The 17,616-nt window shown below is 37.9% G+C and carries 17 protein-coding genes and 2 pseudogenes; 9 read left to right on the forward strand and 10 right to left on the reverse strand.

The window, feature by feature from the left end; genetic code table 11:
* Window positions 1-148: 148 nt before the first annotated feature.
* From coaB to M594_RS05935, 5 genes are all read left to right on the forward strand, one after another.
* Window positions 149-838, forward strand: coding sequence for a phosphopantothenate--cysteine ligase (coaB, locus tag M594_RS05915; protein WP_049551217.1), 690 nt, complete (start codon window positions 149-151; stop codon window positions 836-838).
* 11 nt (window positions 839-849) lie between these two features.
* Window positions 850-1,401, forward strand: coding sequence for a phosphopantothenoylcysteine decarboxylase (coaC, locus tag M594_RS05920; protein WP_000940142.1), 552 nt, complete (start codon window positions 850-852; stop codon window positions 1,399-1,401).
* A complete protein-coding gene (locus tag M594_RS05925; RefSeq protein WP_000747412.1) occupies window positions 1,385-1,948 on the forward strand; it encodes an ECF transporter S component in 564 nt (187 codons plus the stop codon). Before coaC ends, M594_RS05925 begins: the two co-directional genes overlap by 17 nt.
* Window positions 1,949-2,125: 177 nt before the next feature.
* A complete protein-coding gene (locus M594_RS05930; RefSeq protein ID WP_001097401.1) occupies window positions 2,126-2,653 on the forward strand; it encodes a hypothetical protein in 528 nt (175 codons plus the stop codon).
* A gap of 11 nt (window positions 2,654-2,664) precedes the next feature.
* On the forward strand, window positions 2,665-3,180 hold the full coding sequence (locus tag M594_RS05935) for a transcription repressor NadR (protein ID WP_020902811.1): 516 nt from the start codon (window positions 2,665-2,667) through the stop codon (window positions 3,178-3,180).
* Here the strand turns inward: M594_RS05935 and M594_RS05940 are convergent.
* The 7 genes and pseudogenes from M594_RS05940 to M594_RS05970 all read right to left on the reverse strand — a co-directional run.
* A pseudogene (locus M594_RS05940) lies at window positions 3,177-3,317 on the reverse strand (NUDIX hydrolase); the annotation flags it as partial. The gene M594_RS05935 and the pseudogene M594_RS05940 overlap by 4 nt on opposite strands.
* Before the next feature lie 77 nt (window positions 3,318-3,394).
* Window positions 3,395-4,360 carry a substrate-binding domain-containing protein gene (locus M594_RS05945; protein ID WP_000789621.1) on the reverse strand — a complete coding sequence of 322 codons (966 nt, stop codon included), beginning with the start codon at window positions 4,358-4,360 and terminating at the stop codon, window positions 3,395-3,397.
* 103 nt (window positions 4,361-4,463) lie between these two features.
* Entirely contained in the window at window positions 4,464-5,408 is a 945-nt protein-coding gene (locus M594_RS05950) for an ABC transporter permease subunit (RefSeq protein WP_004248623.1), read from the reverse strand.
* 1 nt (window position 5,409) lies between these two features.
* The gene (locus M594_RS05955) at window positions 5,410-6,888 is read right to left on the reverse strand and encodes a sugar ABC transporter ATP-binding protein (RefSeq protein WP_000687783.1); all 1,479 of its coding nucleotides are present in this window, start codon (window positions 6,886-6,888) and stop codon (window positions 5,410-5,412) included.
* Between the two features lie 13 nt (window positions 6,889-6,901).
* Window positions 6,902-7,300, reverse strand: coding sequence for a D-ribose pyranase (rbsD, locus tag M594_RS05960; protein ID WP_000759833.1), 399 nt, complete (start codon window positions 7,298-7,300; stop codon window positions 6,902-6,904).
* Window positions 7,275-8,186 carry a ribokinase gene (rbsK, locus tag M594_RS05965; protein ID WP_000036807.1) on the reverse strand — a complete coding sequence of 304 codons (912 nt, stop codon included), beginning with the start codon at window positions 8,184-8,186 and terminating at the stop codon, window positions 7,275-7,277. Before rbsK ends, rbsD begins: the two co-directional genes overlap by 26 nt.
* Window positions 8,186-9,160: a LacI family DNA-binding transcriptional regulator gene (locus M594_RS05970; RefSeq protein ID WP_000207599.1), complete on the reverse strand. Its 975-nt coding sequence runs from the start codon at window positions 9,158-9,160 to the stop codon at window positions 8,186-8,188. Before M594_RS05970 ends, rbsK begins: the two co-directional genes overlap by 1 nt.
* A 135-nt stretch (window positions 9,161-9,295) precedes the next feature.
* Between M594_RS05970 and M594_RS05975 the strand changes: the two are divergent.
* Window positions 9,296-9,373 (forward strand): annotated as a pseudogene (locus M594_RS05975) (DNA-binding transcriptional regulator); the annotation flags it as partial.
* Here M594_RS05975 and M594_RS05980 read toward each other — a convergent pair.
* The 3 genes from M594_RS05980 to M594_RS05990 form a co-directional block, all read right to left on the reverse strand.
* Window positions 9,370-9,837 carry an 8-oxo-dGTP diphosphatase gene (locus M594_RS05980; RefSeq protein ID WP_000091556.1) on the reverse strand — a complete coding sequence of 156 codons (468 nt, stop codon included), beginning with the start codon at window positions 9,835-9,837 and terminating at the stop codon, window positions 9,370-9,372. The pseudogene M594_RS05975 and the gene M594_RS05980 overlap by 4 nt on opposite strands.
* 22 nt (window positions 9,838-9,859) lie before the next feature.
* Complete coding sequence (gene uvrB / locus M594_RS05985; protein ID WP_173876229.1) at window positions 9,860-11,848, reverse strand: excinuclease ABC subunit UvrB; 1,989 nt, start codon at window positions 11,846-11,848, stop codon at window positions 9,860-9,862.
* A 76-nt stretch (window positions 11,849-11,924) separates the two neighbouring features.
* Complete coding sequence (locus M594_RS05990) at window positions 11,925-12,878, reverse strand: CPBP family intramembrane glutamic endopeptidase (protein WP_115904387.1); 954 nt, start codon at window positions 12,876-12,878, stop codon at window positions 11,925-11,927.
* A 173-nt stretch (window positions 12,879-13,051) separates the two neighbouring features.
* Between M594_RS05990 and M594_RS05995 the strand changes: the two genes are divergently transcribed.
* From M594_RS05995 to zwf, 3 genes are all read left to right on the forward strand, one after another.
* Window positions 13,052-15,217, forward strand: coding sequence for an ABC transporter substrate-binding protein/permease (locus M594_RS05995; protein WP_150922401.1), 2,166 nt, complete (start codon window positions 13,052-13,054; stop codon window positions 15,215-15,217).
* On the forward strand, window positions 15,217-15,957 hold the full coding sequence (locus M594_RS06000; RefSeq protein ID WP_125411699.1) for an amino acid ABC transporter ATP-binding protein: 741 nt from the start codon (window positions 15,217-15,219) through the stop codon (window positions 15,955-15,957). Before M594_RS05995 ends, M594_RS06000 begins: the two co-directional genes overlap by 1 nt.
* A 150-nt stretch (window positions 15,958-16,107) precedes the next feature.
* Entirely contained in the window at window positions 16,108-17,595 is a 1,488-nt protein-coding gene (zwf, locus tag M594_RS06005; protein WP_150922400.1) for a glucose-6-phosphate dehydrogenase, read from the forward strand.
* Window positions 17,596-17,616: the final 21 nt, after the last annotated feature.

A 17,616-nucleotide genomic window follows, 5' to 3' on the forward strand; every position in this document is an offset into this window, starting at 1 on the left:
ACGTTCGTAAATATCCCTGTTTTTAAGGTTTTTAGAGTCCTTTCTTAAATTTTATATGGCTTTATAGTTTGAAACTATATTCTTTCCTTTTACCAAATTTTTATCACTTTCATTTTACTTACCGTTTATTTTTGTGTACAATAGTGCTATGAAAATTTTAGTTACATCGGGCGGTACCAGTGAAGCTATCGATAGCGTCCGTTCTATCACTAACCATTCTACAGGACGCTTGGGGAAAATCATCACAGAAACCTTGCTTGCTGCAGGGCATGAAGTTTGTTTGATAACAACAAAACGAGCTCTGAAGCCAGAAGCCCATCCCAACCTAAGCATTCGAGAAATTAACAATACCAAGGACCTTCTCCTTGAAATGCAAGAACGTGTCAAGGACTATCAGGTCTTGATTCACTCAATGGCTGTGTCCGATTACACTCCTGTTTATATGACAGGTCTAGAGGAAGTTCAGTCTAGCTCCAATCTAGAAGAATTTTTAAGCAAGCAAAATCATCAAGCTAAGATTTCTTCAACTGATGAGATTCAGGTTTTATTCCTGAAAAAAACACCAAAAATCATCTCTCTAGTCAAGGAGTGGAATCCTGCTATTCATCTGATTGGTTTCAAACTGCTGGTTGATGTCTCTGAGGATTATCTCATCGAGATTGCCAGAAAAAGTCTTATCAAGAACCAAGCAGACTTAATCATTGCAAATGACCTCACTCAAATCTCAGCAAAGCAGCACAGAGCTATCTTTGTTGAGAAAGATCAGCTTCAAACAGTCCAGACTAAAGAAGAAATTGCAAAACTCCTCCTTGAAAAAATTCAAGCCTACCATTCATAGAAAGGAAAGCTATGGCACATATTCTCTTGGCTGTAACGGGCTCAATCGCCTCTTATAAGTCAGCAGATTTAGTCAGTTCGCTTAAAAAACAAGGTCATCAAGTCACTGTCTTAATGACCCAAGCTGCTACAGAGTTTATCCAACCTTTGACACTACAGGTACTCTCACAGAATTCCGTCCACCTGGATGTCATGAATGAACCCTATCCTGATCAGGTTAATCATATTGAACTTGGCAAAAAAGCAGATTTATTTATCGTGGCCCCTGCAACAGCTAACACTATTGCAAAACTAGCTCACGGCTTTGCCGACAACATGGTGACCAGTACGGCTCTAGCCTTGCCAAGTCATATCCCAAAACTCATCGCACCAGCTATGAATACGAAAATGTATGATCATCCGGCAACTCAGGCTAATCTGAAAACATTAGAAAGCTATGACTATCAGCTGATTGCTCCTAAGGAATCCCTACTAGCTTGTGGCGACCATGGACGAGGAGCTTTAGCTGACCTCACAATTATTTTAGAAAGAATAAAGGAAACTCTCGATGAAAAAACGCTCTAATATTGCACCCATTGCTATCTTTTTTGCAACCATGCTCGTGATACACTTTCTGAGCTCACTTATCTTTAACCTTTTTCCATTTCCAATCAAACCGACCATTGTTCATATTCCTGTCATTATTGCCAGCATTATCTACGGTCCACGCGTTGGGGTTACACTTGGATTTTTGATGGGGCTACTTAGCTTGACGGTTAACACAATTACAATTCTACCGACAAGCTACCTCTTCTCTCCCTTCGTACCAAATGGGAACATCTACTCAGCTATCATTGCCATCGTCCCACGTATTTTGATTGGTTTAACTCCGTATCTAGTCTATAAACTGATGAAAAATAAAACTGGTCTGATTTTAGCTGGTGCCCTTGGTTCACTTACCAACACAGTCTTTGTACTTGGCGGAATTTTCTACCTTTTTGGAAATGTTTTTGATGGTAATATCCAAAAACTCCTAGCAACTGTTATCTCAACAAATTCGATTGCTGAATTAGTCATTTCCGCAGTTCTAACCCTAGCCATTGTCCCACGACTACAAACCTTGAAGAAATAAAAATAATCTCCGCTTTCAAGCTTGAAGGTGGAGATTTTGTTTGATATAGTTACTATTATTAGTGAAATCTTTACCAATATCTAACTAAAAATGACCTATAAACCTAAGTAAATCCTTGCTTTATTGTCTTGTTTATTGTACTATACTAGTGTATATACAGTTAAAAAGGAGATTCTTATGAACACACGGAAAAAGACACAATTTATGACAATGACTGCCCTCTTAACGGCTATTGCAATTTTGATTCCAATTGTTATGCCTTTCAAGATTGTCATTCCACCTGCTTCCTATACTTTAGGAAGCCACATCGCTATTTTTATTGCCATGTTCTTGTCGCCCTTGATGGCTGTTTTTGTCATCCTAGCCTCTAGTTTTGGATTTTTGATGGCAGGCTATCCCATGGTTATCGTTTTTCGAGCTTTTTCCCATATCTTTTTTGGGACTTTGGGGGCTCTTTACCTACAAAAATTCCCCGATACCCTAGATAAACCAAAAACTTGCTGGATTTTCAACTTTGTGTTAGCGCTTGTCCATGCCCTTGCTGAAGTATTAGCTTGTGTCGTTTTTTATGCAACTTCCGGTACCAATGTAGAAAATATGTTTTATGTTCTATTTGTACTAGTTGGATTTGGCACAATTATTCATAGTATGGTAGACTATACATTAGCACTAGCTGTCTATAAAGTGCTTCGCAAACGCCGTTAAAAGGAAGAACTATGACAAAAGATCGCAAACAAGCCCTGCTCCAACTCTTGAAAGAAACTCCTAAAGCCCTCAATGGCCAAAGTTTAGCTGAACATTTTCATGTTACACGCCAGGTCATTGTACAGGACATTGCAATTTTAAGAGCCGATGGCGCTCCTATCCTATCCACCAATCGTGGCTACGTCTATAAGCAAATTGAAACCAATCCTTATGTTCACAAACTTTTCAAAGTGAAACATGAAGTTGAAGAAATCGGTCAAGAACTCCTTGCTATCGTAGATAATGGCGGACGTGTTCAAAACACATTGATTGACCATCCCGTCTATGGAGAAATTGAAACCTTGCTGAAACTGTCTTGTCGTAGAGATGTGCAACATTTTCTAGAACAAGTCGAGCATTCAGATTTTAGACCTCTGTCTGAATTAACAGATGGTATCCATTACCACCTAGTCGAAGCTGAAACACAGCAAGACCTCCGCTATATCGAGGAGGCCTTGGATCAGCTAGGTTATTTAGTAAAAGACTAGAAGATTTTCTTCTCCCAGCCATCTTCTATACGATGACGGTAGAAAAATTCAGATTTGTCCGGAGCTTCCATCATCTCCATCAAAGGTAGCATATCATAGGCCAGATCCAAGTTTGGAATCTGGTCTTTTTGAATCCAATAGCTCAAATAGTAACAATGATATTTAAAAACCACATTGAATGAAAATTAACAACTACTTGCTTACTAAAAATATATCACCAGTTATGTTGATCAACATTATCCTTAGTCACAAGATAAATTGGAGAAACTGTTTCTTTTTCCAGTTTTTTCCCTTGATAATGATCTATTGCTGATTGAATAGCAATTTCACCCATCTTAGCTGGTTGCTGAGCAATAGTGGCAGTAATATCACCTTTTGCAATAGCATCATGTGCATCTGGTTGACCATCAATACCAACAATTAATACATTGCTAAGACCAGCTGCTTTTACTGCTTGTGCAGCTCCTAACGCCATCTCATCATTCTGTGCAAAGATTGCTTGCACTTCTTTGTTTCCTTGAATCATATTTTGCGCTGTATTCAAAGCTTTTGCGCGGTCAAAATTAGCGGATTGACTAGAAAGAACATCTAAATTTGTCTTTGAAATTTGTTCAAATCCTTTACCTCTATCTACAGTTGCAGAAGCGCCAGGGACTCCTGATAATTCAAAAGTTTTTGCTTTTTCTCCCAATTGCTTGGTAATAAATTCTGCAGCCATTTTACCTGCTTCTACGTTATCAGAAGCAACAGTTGTCAAGACTTCACCTCCATTACTACCGCGGTCAATTAAGATTACCGGAATATTTGCATTATTAGCAGCTTTAATAGATGTAACAATTGCATCAGAATCAACTGGATTAATTAGTAAAGCATCAACATTTTGACTAATAAAATTTTGAATATCATCTGCTTGTCTAGCAGCATCATCTTGTGCATCTGCTATCTTCAAAGTTACTTCTTTTTCTCTTGCGGCTTTTTCAAGACCATCTTTCATAGCTACAAAATAGGGATTGTTAGTAGTCGAAATAGAAACTCCTAATTTTAATTCTTTTGCCGACTTTTGAATCGTAGATTTATTATCATTTGATGAATTTCCTAAACCAGTTTTTCCACAAGCTACTAAAGCAAAAATAAATGTTACAAACAAAGCAAAAATGCTAATTTTTTTAATATTTTTCATGTTATTACTCCTCGTAATATATATCTATAGGGATAGTTTCAATCCCGATTATTGTACGTCATCTAATAAATTGTTACTATTTCCAAAAAAATTGAAAATTATTCTACTGTTTTACAACTTTAAAACGATCAATCAGAACAGCAATTAAGATTACAACTCCTTTTACTACTTGTTGCCAAAATGCTGAAACACCGATAATATTAAGTCCATTATTCAAAACCCCAATAATTAAAGCACCTATTAAGGTCCCCAGTATGCGACCTTTACCTCCTGATAAAGAGGTTCCCCCAAGAACAACAGCTGCAATAGCATCCATTTCATAACTAGCACCTGCTGTTGGTTGAGCAGAACTTAAGCGTGATGTTATAATCAATCCAGAAATTGAAGCCATAATACCTGAAATTGAATAAATGATAATTTTCACTTTATTTAGTTTCACACCTGATATATATGCTGCTTTTTCATTCCCCCCTATAGCATACACAGATTTACCAAATGCTGTTTTATGAAGTAAAACATATAAAACAATAAATACAATAAACATAATAATTACAGGAAATGGAATTCCGACTATATAACCTTGCCCCAAAAATTGAAATAAGAATGTATCACTTAATCCTTTTGTGATAGGATTCCCATTTGTATAAACAAGTGTTGCGCCTCTAAAAATAGTCATAGTTGCTAAAGTAACGATAAATGGAGCTAATTTCCCGTAGGAAATCAATAAACCATTCATCATCCCCAGAATGCAACCCAAAATTAAAGAGATGAGAATTGCTAACGTAACAGGCATTCCAGATCCTAATAGGCCAGCGGTTAGCGCACTGGATAAGGCTAAAATTGATCCAACTGATAAATCAATTCCACCTGTTAGAATAACAAAGGTCATTCCAAAAGCGATCAGTGCATTTGATGTTACTTGCAATAGTAAATTTAACAGATTATTTGCTGTTAAAAAATTTGAATTGATAATAGTGATGACAGCCATTAAAATTATCAATGCTATTACTGTTGTCAATTCTGACATATACTTCATAGTATTTTTCACACTATTGTCCTCCTGTGGCTAGTTGCATAACTTTTTCTTGTGTAGCTTCTTGACGTGTTAATTCTCCACTAATTCTTCCTTCATGCATGACCATAATGCGATCACTGACTCCGATCACTTCTGGTAAATCTGAAGATACCATAATAATCGGCACACCTCGTTCAGCCAATTCATTCATTAATTGGTAAATTTCACGCTTAGCACCAACATCTACCCCACGAGTTGGCTCATCTAGAATCAGTACTTTTGGAGCAATACCTATCCATTTTGCTAAAACTACTTTCTGTTGATTACCACCAGAAAGTGTCCCAACTTCCTTATCTGGATAACCTGATTTAATTCGTAGCCTATCAATTAAACGTTGTACAAATATATCACTTGTTTTATTATCAAAAATGCCATTTTTAACAAAATCACGAGTACTAGGTAAAGTCATATTATCTTTAATAGAAAAATCTAAAATCAATCCCTCATCTTTACGATCTTCTGTTAAGAAACCAATTCCATGCTTAATTGCTTCAAAAGGATTTTTAATTATCAGTTCTTCTTCATTTATTATAATTTGACCAGATTTTAAAGAATCAATTCCAAAAATTGCTCGCATTATTTCAGTACGACCAGCACCCATCAAACCAGAGAAACCAAGAATTTCCCCTTGACGTACATAGAAAGAAATATCCGTAAAAGCATCACCAGAAAGATTCTTAGCTTGAAAAACAATATTCCCAATCTCAGCCTTTTTTTCTGGATAATAATCTTCTAATTCACGCCCCACCATCTTTTGAACTAATTCATCCGCATTAGTTAACTTCGTTCTCTTGGTATCAATTACAAACCCATCCCTCATAACAGTTATAAGATCTGTAATCTTAAAGATTTCTTCCATCCGATGTGAAATATACACAATACCTACACCATCAGATTTTAATCCTTCTATCACTTTAAAAAGTGTTTCAGTTTCACGATCAGTTAAAGCTGCTGTGGGTTCATCCATAATTAACAAGGAAACTTCTGATAATAAACATTTTGCTATTTCTATCATTTGTTGTTGTCCGACTGATAATTGACCAATGATTGCATCGAGAGGAATAGAGATATTAAGACGTTTAAATGCTTCTTTAGCTTTCCTTTCCATACTAGCTTTATCTAGAAACCCAATCGAATTTTTAATTTCTCTTCCTAAAAAAAGATTATCAAGTACAGTCATATCTGGCCAAGTATTCATTTCTTGATGAATAAAACTCAGTCCAAACCGTTCTGCCTCTTGAGGATTAGAAAATGTTTTTTCTTTTCCATCAATAAAAATAGTTCCTGAAGTAGCTGGAAAAAGTCCAGTTAAAATATTCATTAAGGTTGATTTGCCTGCACCATTCTCTCCCATTAAAGCATGAACTTCTCCTGAATTAAGAACCAAATCAATACTTTCTAAAACACGATTATTCCCAAAAGATTTTGAAATGTTCTTCATTTCAATTTTCATAGGCAACTCCCTTCTAAATAATAACTCCTGATTGCAAGATTATATTCGAATATGGTGTATCTTCCCCAGTGCGAATAACTGCCTTAACTGTAGTATTCATAGCTTTCAATTCTTCATGACTAATATATTCAATAATTATATTCGATCCTAAAAGATCTAGAACTGCTTGCCACTGTTCTTTGTTTTTTTCCTTAATTTCTTCTGCTAAGAAAATTTTTTCAATAAGTACATGATCTGAATATTCTTTTAAAACTTCTAAAAAACTTGGACTACCTTTTCTTAATGCTAAATCAATTTTATCAATACCTTTTGGAACTGGCAATCCTAAATCTCCAATACAAACCAAATCCATATGACCTAAATCATCAGCTAGTTTTGCTATATTACTATTTAAAATCCCATATTTCTTCATATCCTGGATGCTCCTTTATTTCTTTCAAACTCGGCATGCCACCTTGCGCTCCAAATCTTTGAACAGAAAGATGTGAAGCAATCGTTGCAAAGGACAATGCAACATTCATCTCTTTTCCTTTTGAGACAGCATAAGCAAAAGCACCATTAAACGTATCTCCTGCTCCTGTAGTATCAACTACTTCTGCTTTTATAGCAGGAATCTTCTGAACTGCTGCCCCATCATAATAAATAGAACCTTCAACTCCTAATGTCACAATCATTTTATTAGGATAAATTTTAATAATTTCTTCTAATTTCTTATCTGGAAAAAGCTCTGAACATTCATGCTCATTAGGAGTAATAAAATCACAAAAAGGAATCATCTCTATATCTGTTTCTCTAGCTGGTGCAGGATTGTAAAGTACCTTAACTTTATTTTCTTGACAAAATTTAGCTATAGATAGGTTGGCTTCATGTGGTATTTCATTCTGTAATACAACAATACTTGCATCACTAATCAATTCCCACTCATTTTTCCAATCATTTGTTTTAACTAAATTATTCGCTCCGGGATAATAAATAATTCTATTATCACCTCCATATAAAGTAATTTGTGCAACTCCTGTAGATTGTGGTACCGTTCCCACATGTTCTGTAGAAATATTATTATTTTGCAGATTACTTAGTAAATCTGCTGAAAAAATATCTTCTCCGACGTTTCCAAATATGTAAATATTATCTTCTACACTGGATAATCTACCAATAGCTACAGCTTGATTTGCACCTTTTCCACCCGGAACTATATTAAATGAATCCCCAAAAATCGTTTCACCTCCTTCTGGAATCCTTTTTGTTCTCATAACTAAGTCCATTGAAATACTTCCAACAACAACAATTTTACTCATTACTTTCTCCTTAATGTATTTCTTTCTACGTATCTAACAGGTAGTTTAATTTTAGCTTCATCTATAGAGAACTTATTTGCCATATTATAGATTAGCTTTGCAGCCTGTTCTCCCATTTTATATGATGATTGGTGAATAGTTGATAAAGAAGGATAAATAAATTGACTAAGTACAATATCATCATAACCAATGATTTGAATATCATCTGGGATTTTTTTACCAATTGCTAAAATTTCATGAATATAAGCTATCGCATGAATATCAGAAGGCGCTATAATACTATCAATATTTGGATTTCTTTTTAGATTCTCTTTAGCTTCTGTTTGAATTTTTTCAAACTCAAATGTTTCACTTTCTTCAATACGAATCTCTAAAGATTTATTCCTCAAATAGTTTAAACTTGCTTCAAATCGTTCCGCAATGTTCTCAGCTTTATCATCTAAAACTTTAATAATCATAACTTGCTTAGCGCCAGCATTCCAAATTGCTTTAGCAGCCAAACGTCCACCCAACTGATTATCAGAAAAGACACCGTAACCTGTATCTTTACTAATCCGGTCAACCACAACGACAGGTAACGTCAGATTTGGAAATTCCTTTGTAAAGTCAAGTGTCGTTATAATACCAGCTGCATTTGTTTTTAACAAAAGGTTTATATATTCTTCTAACGAATCATGATCTGAAATAGTACCAACCATAATCCTATAACCTTTATCTTTCAAATATGATTCAGCTCCTCGAACCAATCTTGGGAAGAAGGGATTAGAAATATCTGGCAATAAGAGTCCTACCATTTGATTTTTTTTAGTTTTCAAAGATTGTGCTAATACATTCGGCGTGTAATTTAATTTCTTGATAGCATTTTTTATCTTTTCTCTAGCATCATCTCCGACATAGCCTTTTTTCGAAATATATCTTGAAACTGTTGATTTTGATACTCCAGCTTCTTCAGCAACCTGTTTTATTGTAGTCATCACTCCTCCTTCTTACGTTGTGGAACCGTTCCCTTATTTATATAGTAAGCGTTTTCTTTTATTTTGTCAATACTTTTTTAGAAATATTTTAAATTTATTTCAGAGTACACATGTTTTTACTAATATCCTATTACTATTAGATACGAAACACAACAAGACCTCCACTATATTGAGGAGGCCTTGGATCAGCTAGGTTATTTAGTAAAAGACTAGAAGATTTTCTTCTCCCAATCATCTTCTGTACGGCGAGGGTAGAAAAACTCTGATTTGTCAGGAGCTTCCATCATCTCCATCAAGGGTAACATATCATAGGCCAGATCCAAGTTTGGAATCTGGTCTTTTTGCACCCAAGAAACTTCTCCTTCATCTGAAGAGCGAAGGCTACCAGAGAACTCAGTCGCCTTATAACAAATGACAATATAGCGCCCACCTGTATCTAGTGGCCAATTTTTAATGCCGACAAGTTGAGGATTTTGGATAGTCAATCCTGTTTCTTCGTAGATTTCACGAATGACAGACTCCGCAAAAGCCTCACCATTTTCAACATGACCTCCAGGAAAGGCATAACCAGACCAGCGATTTGTTTCAGGAGAGCGATACTGCATAACCACGCGCTGAGTTTCGGGGTCTTCAATCAGACAAATGTTTGTTAAAATTGTTAATTGGGAACGGGACATATTTTCTCCTTTAGATACTATTCTAATCCAACGCCTTGACTTCCAGCATCATATCACGAATCTGAGCTGCGAGTTCAAAGTCAAGCACTTCGACAGCTTCTTGCATTTGTTTTTCTAGTTTCTTGACGAGGTCTTTGCGTTCTTGTTTATTAAGGCTATTAATATCGACTTCCTTGTCCTCTTCCTTAGCAACTGCCTTGGTCACGGCAATAAGATCACGGATTTCTTTCTTGATGGTTTGAGGTACGATACCATGCTCTTCATTATAAGCCATCTGGATTTTCCGACGGCGGGCAGTTTCATCAATGGCACGTTGCATAGACTGAGTCATCGTGTCCGCATACATGATGACATGTCCTTCGCTGTTACGGGCAGCACGTCCAATAGTTTGGATTAAGCCACGTTCGTTACGGAGGAAGCCTTCCTTGTCAGCATCTAGAATGGCTACGAGACTCACTTCAGGTACGTCAATCCCTTCACGGAGCAGGTTAATTCCGACCAAGACATCAAAGACACCCAAGCGCAGATCACGGATAATCTCCGTCCGTTCCAAGGTCTTGATATCCGAGTGCATGTACTTGACCTTGATACCCATTTCCTTGAAGTAGTCGGTCAAGTCCTCTGCCATTTTCTTAGTCAAAGTGGTGATAAAGGTTCGTTCATTCTTTTCAACACGGGCATTGATTTCACCCAAAAGGTCATCAATCTGTCCCATAGTCGGACGGACTTCTACCTCTGGATCCAAGAGTCCTGTTGGACGAATGATTTGCTCAATCACTGTCTCGGTCTGTTCATTTTCATAGTCACCAGGTGTCGCTGAAACGTAAACAATCTGATGCACATGGCTTTCAAACTCTTCGCGACGTAAAGGTCGATTGTCCAAGGCAGACGGCAAACGGAAACCATAATTAACCAGCATTTCCTTACGCGAGCGGTCTCCATTGTACATGCCCTTGATTTGCCCCATGGTCATGTGACTTTCATCAATCATAATCAAGAAATCATCTGGGAAGAAGTCAAGAAGCGTATAAGGAGGCTCACCTTCGCTACGACCATCCATGTGGCGTGAGTAGTTTTCAACACCGTTGGTATAGCCCATCTCGCGCAGCATTTCGATATCATACTCTGTACGTTGCTTCAAGCGCTGGGCTTCTAGCAATTTACCTTCCTTTTCAAAGATAGCTAACTGCTCCTCCAACTCGGCCTGAATCTTGGCAATGGCAACTTCCATGTGGTCGTCATTGGTCACAAAGTGAGTAGCTGGGAAAATAGCCAAATGATCCACTTCTCCCAACACCTGACCAGTCAGAGCCTCAACCTCACGAATACGGTCAATTTCGTCTCCAAAAAACTCTACTCGAAAAGCGTGTTCATCACGAGATGCTGGGAAAATCTCCACTACATCCCCACGAACTCGAAATTTTCCACGTTGGAAATCAATATCATTTCGCTCAAACTGAATATCGACCAAGTCATTTAAGAGTTTATCACGAGAAATTTCAAGACCTGGACGGAGACTAACGACACTATCAGCGTATTCCTTGGGCGAACCCAAACCATAGATACAAGAGACTGAGGCCACGACAATAACATCATTACGCTCCAAAAGGGCTGAAGTAGCAGAGTGGCGGAGTTTGTCAATCTCGTCATTGACAGAGCTATCCTTTTCAATATAGGTATCGCTAGAAGGGACATAGGCCTCAGGTTGGTAATAATCATAGTAAGATACGAAGTACTCAACTGCATTTTCAGGGAAAAATTCCTTAAACTCCCCATAGAGCTGGCCTGCTAGAGTTTTATTGTGGGCGATGACCAGAGTAGGTTTATTGACTTTGGAAATGACCTGACTCATGGTATAGGTCTTCCCTGTTCCGGTCGCCCCCATCAGAATCTGAGCTTTTTCTCCACCCTCGATATTATCAACCAACTGCTCGATAGCTTGTGGTTGATCTCCTGATGGTTGATATTTTGATACTAGTTTAAATTGATTATCTGTAATACGATTGATCATAAGAATCCTCTCTCGATATGCTATTCCTATTTTAGCATACTTATAGCATTTTCACGAAGAAAAGGACGGACCGAAGTCACATCCTTTCATTTTCTTTCTTTAATTGATAGGCAAGATAGACAATCAGCAGTAGCAAGACTAGACTTATCATAATGGAACCTTCTATCCCAAAAGAACCACCTGATAGCCAGCTCTGATCGCCTTGTGGTAAAAAGGTCATCAGAGACGTTCCTGATGGTTGACCACTAACTAAAATCCCAAAGAGATTACCCTGAGCAAAATTCCAGGCGCCATGAATACCTGCAACACCCCAAACTGTATCAGTTTTGAGAAGGTAAAGAGACATGGCAACTCCGAATAAAAAGAGATTCGCTAGAGATAGAGGGGTTAGACCAGAATTGCCCATATGAAGTAGGGTGAAGAACAGGCTAGATATAAGAACAGCCAGTTTTAGATTGGTTCTTGAGGCCAATTGAGGAAGGAGCCAAGCACGGGCCACCACTTCTTCTGTTGTCCCCTGTAAAATCCAAAATGGGATAGTCAAGACAACAAAGGTAAGAGAATAAGGATTTAAGTGAATAGACTCAAAACGATATTGCCCTAATGCTACTAAACCTAACAAGGTCAGAAGAAAAAGTGCCAGACCTAGCCCAAATCCTTTCAGAAGATTGCTGAGGAAATTCTCTCTATAAAATCCCAAGGTTCGAATAGGTCTTTTCTCAACTTTTCTAGTCCATCTGAACACAGTATTGAGAACGAATCCAAAGGCCAGCAATTCTAAAATTAAACGAAAGTCACTTGTTTTATCCGTCAAGCTCTGTTGCAAGGTCTGCAAGTAGGTTGCAAGATTTTGGCCAGCCTCTCCAAAATTTCTAGCAAGTCCGATGAGAGCTAACAAGCTAATACCATACAAAGTATAAGCCACAAACTCTCCTATAAAGACAAAAACAAAGGCTAACAAGGGGCTTGTGTAAATGTTTAATCTCATTTGAGAAGCTTGAAAGTCTTTAAAAATTCTTTTGTTCTTCATATCTCCGTTCTCTTTTCTTCTATTATATACTATTATTATAGCACTTTGTGGTAGCAGTTCAAGAAAGAAATAAAGGGCTTTTATGTTATATCTTCTAACATAAAAGCCCCTAGATTTGCATTTTTTAGTTTTTTCTGATATAATGGAAAAATATTCGGAAAAGGAGACTAAAAATGAAGAAAAAATTTCTAGCATTTTTGCTAATTTTATTCCCAATTTTCTCATTAGGTATTGCTAAGGCAGAAACAATTAAGATTGTGTCTGATACCGCCTATGCACCTTTTGAGTTTAAAGATTCAGATCAAACTTATAAAGGAATTGATGTTGACATTATTAACAAAGTCGCTGAGATTAAAGGATGGAACATTCAGATGTCCTATCCTGGATTTGACGCAGCGGTGAATGCAGTTCAAGCTGGTCAAGCTGACGCTATTATGGCAGGAATGACAAAAACTGCAGAACGTGAAAAAGTTTTCACAATGTCTGATACTTACTATGATACAAAAGTTGTCATTGCAACTACAAAGTCACACAAGATTAGTCAGTATGACCAATTAAAAGGTAAAACTGTTGGTGTTAAAAATGGAACTGCCGCTCAACGTTTCCTTGAAAGTATTAAGGACAAATACGGCTTTGCTATTAAAACATTTGACACTGGTGATTTGATGAACAACAGCTTGAGTGCTGGTGCCATTGATGCCATGATGGATGACAAACCTGTTATCGAGTATGCTATTAACCAAGGTCAAGACCTCCATATTGAAATGGATGGTGAAGCTGTAGGAAGTTTTGCTTTCGGTGTTAAAAAAGGAAGCAAATACGAGCACCTAGTCACTGAATTTAACCAAGCCTTGGCTGAAATGAAAAAAGATGGTAGCCTTGATAAAATCATCAAGAAATGGACTGCTTCATCTTCTTCAGCAGTGCCAACTACATCTACTCTAGCAGGATTAAAAGCCATTCCTGTTAAAGCTAAATACATCATTGCCAGTGATTCTTCTTTTGCACCTTTTGTGTTCCAAAACTCAAGCAACCAATTTACTGGAATTGATATGGACTTGATTAAGGCAATCGCTAAAGACCAAGGTTTTGAAATTGAAATTACCAATCCTGGTTTCGATGCAGCTATCAGTGCTGTCCAAGCTGGTCAAGCTGATGGTATCATTGCCGGTATGTCTGTCACAGATGCTCGTAAGGCAACTTTTGACTTTTCAGAATCCTACTACACTGCCAATACTATCCTTGGTGTCAAAGAATCAAGTACCATTGCTTCTTATGAAGATTTAAAAGGAAAGACAGTCGGTGTTAAAAACGGAACTGCTTCTCAAACCTTCCTAACAGAAAATCAAGGCAAATACGGTTACAAAATCAAAACCTTCGCTGATGGTTCTTCAATGTATGACAGTTTAAACACTGGTGCCATTGATGCCGTTATGGATGATGAGCCTGTCCTCAAATATTCTATTAGCCAAGGGCAAAAATTGAAAACTCCAATCGCTGGAACTCCAATCGGTGAAACAGCCTTTGCTGTTAAAAAAGGAGCAAATCCAGAATTGATTGAAATGTTCAATAACGGACTTGCAAACCTTAAAGCAAACGGAGAATTCCAAAAGATTCTTGATAAATACCTAGCTAGCGAATCTTCATCTGCTTCAACAAACACTGTTGACGAAACAACTATCTGGGGCTTACTTCAAAATAACTACAAACAACTCCTTAGCGGGCTTGGTATCACTCTTGCTCTAGCTCTTATCTCATTTGCTATTGCCATTGTTATCGGAATTATCTTTGGTATGTTTAGCGTTAGCCCCTACAAATCTCTTCGCGTCATCTCTGAGATTTTCGTTGACGTTATCCGTGGTATTCCTTTGATGATTCTTGCAGCCTTCATCTTCTGGGGAATTCCAAACTTCATCGAGTCTATTACAGGCCAACAAAGCCCAATTAACGACTTTGTAGCTGGTACCATTGCCCTATCGCTCAATGCAGCCGCTTATATCGCTGAAATCGTTCGTGGTGGTATTCAGGCCGTTCCAGTTGGTCAAATGGAAGCCAGCCGAAGCTTGGGGATCTCTTATGGAAAAACCATGCGTAAGATTATCTTGCCACAAGCAACTAAATTGATGTTGCCAAACTTTGTTAACCAATTCGTTATTGCTCTTAAAGATACAACTATCGTATCTGCTATCGGTTTGGTGGAACTCTTCCAAACTGGTAAGATTATAATCGCCCGTAACTACCAAAGTTTCAAGATGTATGCAATCCTTGCTATCTTCTATCTTGTAATTATCACACTTTTGACTAGACTAGCGAAACGCTTAGAAAAGAGGATTCGTTAATGGCAAAATTAAAAATTGATGTAAATGATTTACATAAGTATTATGGAAAAAATGAAGTTCTAAAAGGAATTACAACTAAGTTCTATGAAGGAGATGTTGTTTGTATCATCGGTCCTTCAGGCTCTGGTAAGTCAACTTTCCTCCGTAGCCTTAATCTTTTAGAAGAAGTTACTAGCGGTCACATCACTGTGAACGGTTATGACTTAACTGAAAAAACAACCAACGTTGACCACGTCCGTGAAAATATCGGAATGGTGTTCCAACACTTCAACCTCTTCCCTCATATGTCTGTATTGGACAATATCACCTTTGCTCCAATTGAGCACAAGTTGATGACTAAGGAAGAAGCTGAGAAATTGGGAATGGAGTTGCTTGACAAGGTTGGGCTAGCAGATAAAGCTAATGCTAACCCAGATAGCCTATCAGGTGGTCAAAAACAGCGTGTGGCCATCGCTCGTGGACTAGCAATGAATCCAGACATCATGCTCTTTGATGAACCAACTTCTGCCCTTGACCCTGAGATGGTCGGAGACGTACTAAATGTTATGAAGGAATTGGCTGAACAAGGTATGACCATGATTATCGTAACCCATGAGATGGGATTTGCTCGTCAGGTTGCTAACCGCGTTATCTTTACTGCAGATGGCGAGTTCCTTGAAGACGGAACACCTGATCAAATCTTTGATAACCCACAACACCCACGTCTGAAAGATTTCTTGGACAAGGTCTTAAACGTCTAAACTCAAACTGTAAGGATTTCCTTGCAGTTTTTTTCTATCTCGTATTGGATTTTTTGATTTTTAGGAAAATTATGTTAGAATTAAGTTTATGAAATGAGGTTTCCTCATACCTAGCAAGACTAGGAATAAAAATAGAAATTAGGTAGCTAGATGTCATCTAAGGTTATTGTTACAATTTTCGGTGCGAGTGGAGACCTGGCTAAACGCAAGCTCTACCCTTCCCTTTTTAGACTATATAAATCCGGCAATCTTTCCGAGCACTTTGCCGTTATTGGAACTGCCCGTCGTCCTTGGAGCAAGGAATATTTTGAATCTGTTGTAGTCGAATCTATCCTTGATTTAGCAGATAGTACTGAACAGGCTCAGGAGTTTGCTAGTCACTTCTACTATCAAAGTCATGATGTCAATGATACAGAGCACTACATTGCTTTACGTCAATTGCAGGCTGAACTAAATGACAAGTACCAAGCTGAACACAACAAGCTCTTCTTCTTGTCTATGGCACCTCAGTTCTTTGGAACTATTGCTAAACACCTTAAGTCTGAAAACATTGTAGACGGTAAAGGTTTTGAACGTTTAATCGTTGAAAAACCATTTGGTACAGATTACGCAAGCGCAAGCAAGTTGAATGACGAACTCCTAGCAACATTTGACGAAGAACAAATTTTCCGTATCGACCATTATCTTGGTAAGGAAATGATCCAAAGCATCTTTGCAGTTCGCTTTGCAAACCTGATCTTTGAAAATGTTTGGAACAAGGACTTTATCGACAATGTTCAAATTACCTTTGCAGAGCGCTTGGGTGTAGAAGAACGTGGTGGCTACTATGATGAATCTGGTGCCCTCCGTGACATGGTACAAAACCACACACTACAACTTCTTTCTCTCCTTGCTATGGACAAGCCAGCAAGCTTCACAAAAGACGAGATTCGTGCTGAGAAGATTAGGGTCTTTAAAAACCTCTATCATCCAACTGATGAAGAACTTAAAGAACACTTTATCCGTGGTCAATACCGATCTGGTAAGATTGATGGCATGAAATACATCTCTTATCGTAGCGAGCCAAATGTAAATCCAGAATCAACAACTGAAACCTTTGCATCTGGTGCCTTCTTTGTAGACAGCGATCGATTCCGTGGTGTTCCTTTCTTCTTCCGTACTGGTAAACGTCTGACTGAGAAAGGAACTCATGTCAACATCGTCTTTAAACAAATGGATTCTATCTTTGGAGAACCACTTGCTCCAAACATTTTGACCATCTATATCCAACCAACAGAAGGCTTCTCTCTTAGCCTAAATGGGAAGCAAGTAGGAGAAGAATTCAACTTGGCTCCTAACTCACTTGATTACCGTACAGATGCGACCGCAACTGGTGCCTCTCCGGAACCATACGAGAAATTGATTTATGATGTCTTAAATAACAACTCAACTAACTTTAGCCACTGGGATGAAGTTGGTGCGTCATGGAAATTGATTGACCGTATCGAAGAACTCTGGGCTGAAAATGGTGCCCCACTTCATGACTATAAAGCTGGAAGCATGGGACCTCAAGCTAGCTTTGACTTACTTGAAAAATTCGGTGCCAAATGGACTTGGCAACCAGATATCGCCTACCGTCAAGATGGTCGCTTAGAATAAAAAAATCCTGCAAGTTTGTTC

Origin of the sequence: Streptococcus mitis (genome assembly GCF_013305725.1) — a bacterium.
In the GTDB taxonomy this organism is placed as follows: domain Bacteria; phylum Bacillota; class Bacilli; order Lactobacillales; family Streptococcaceae; genus Streptococcus; species Streptococcus mitis_BO.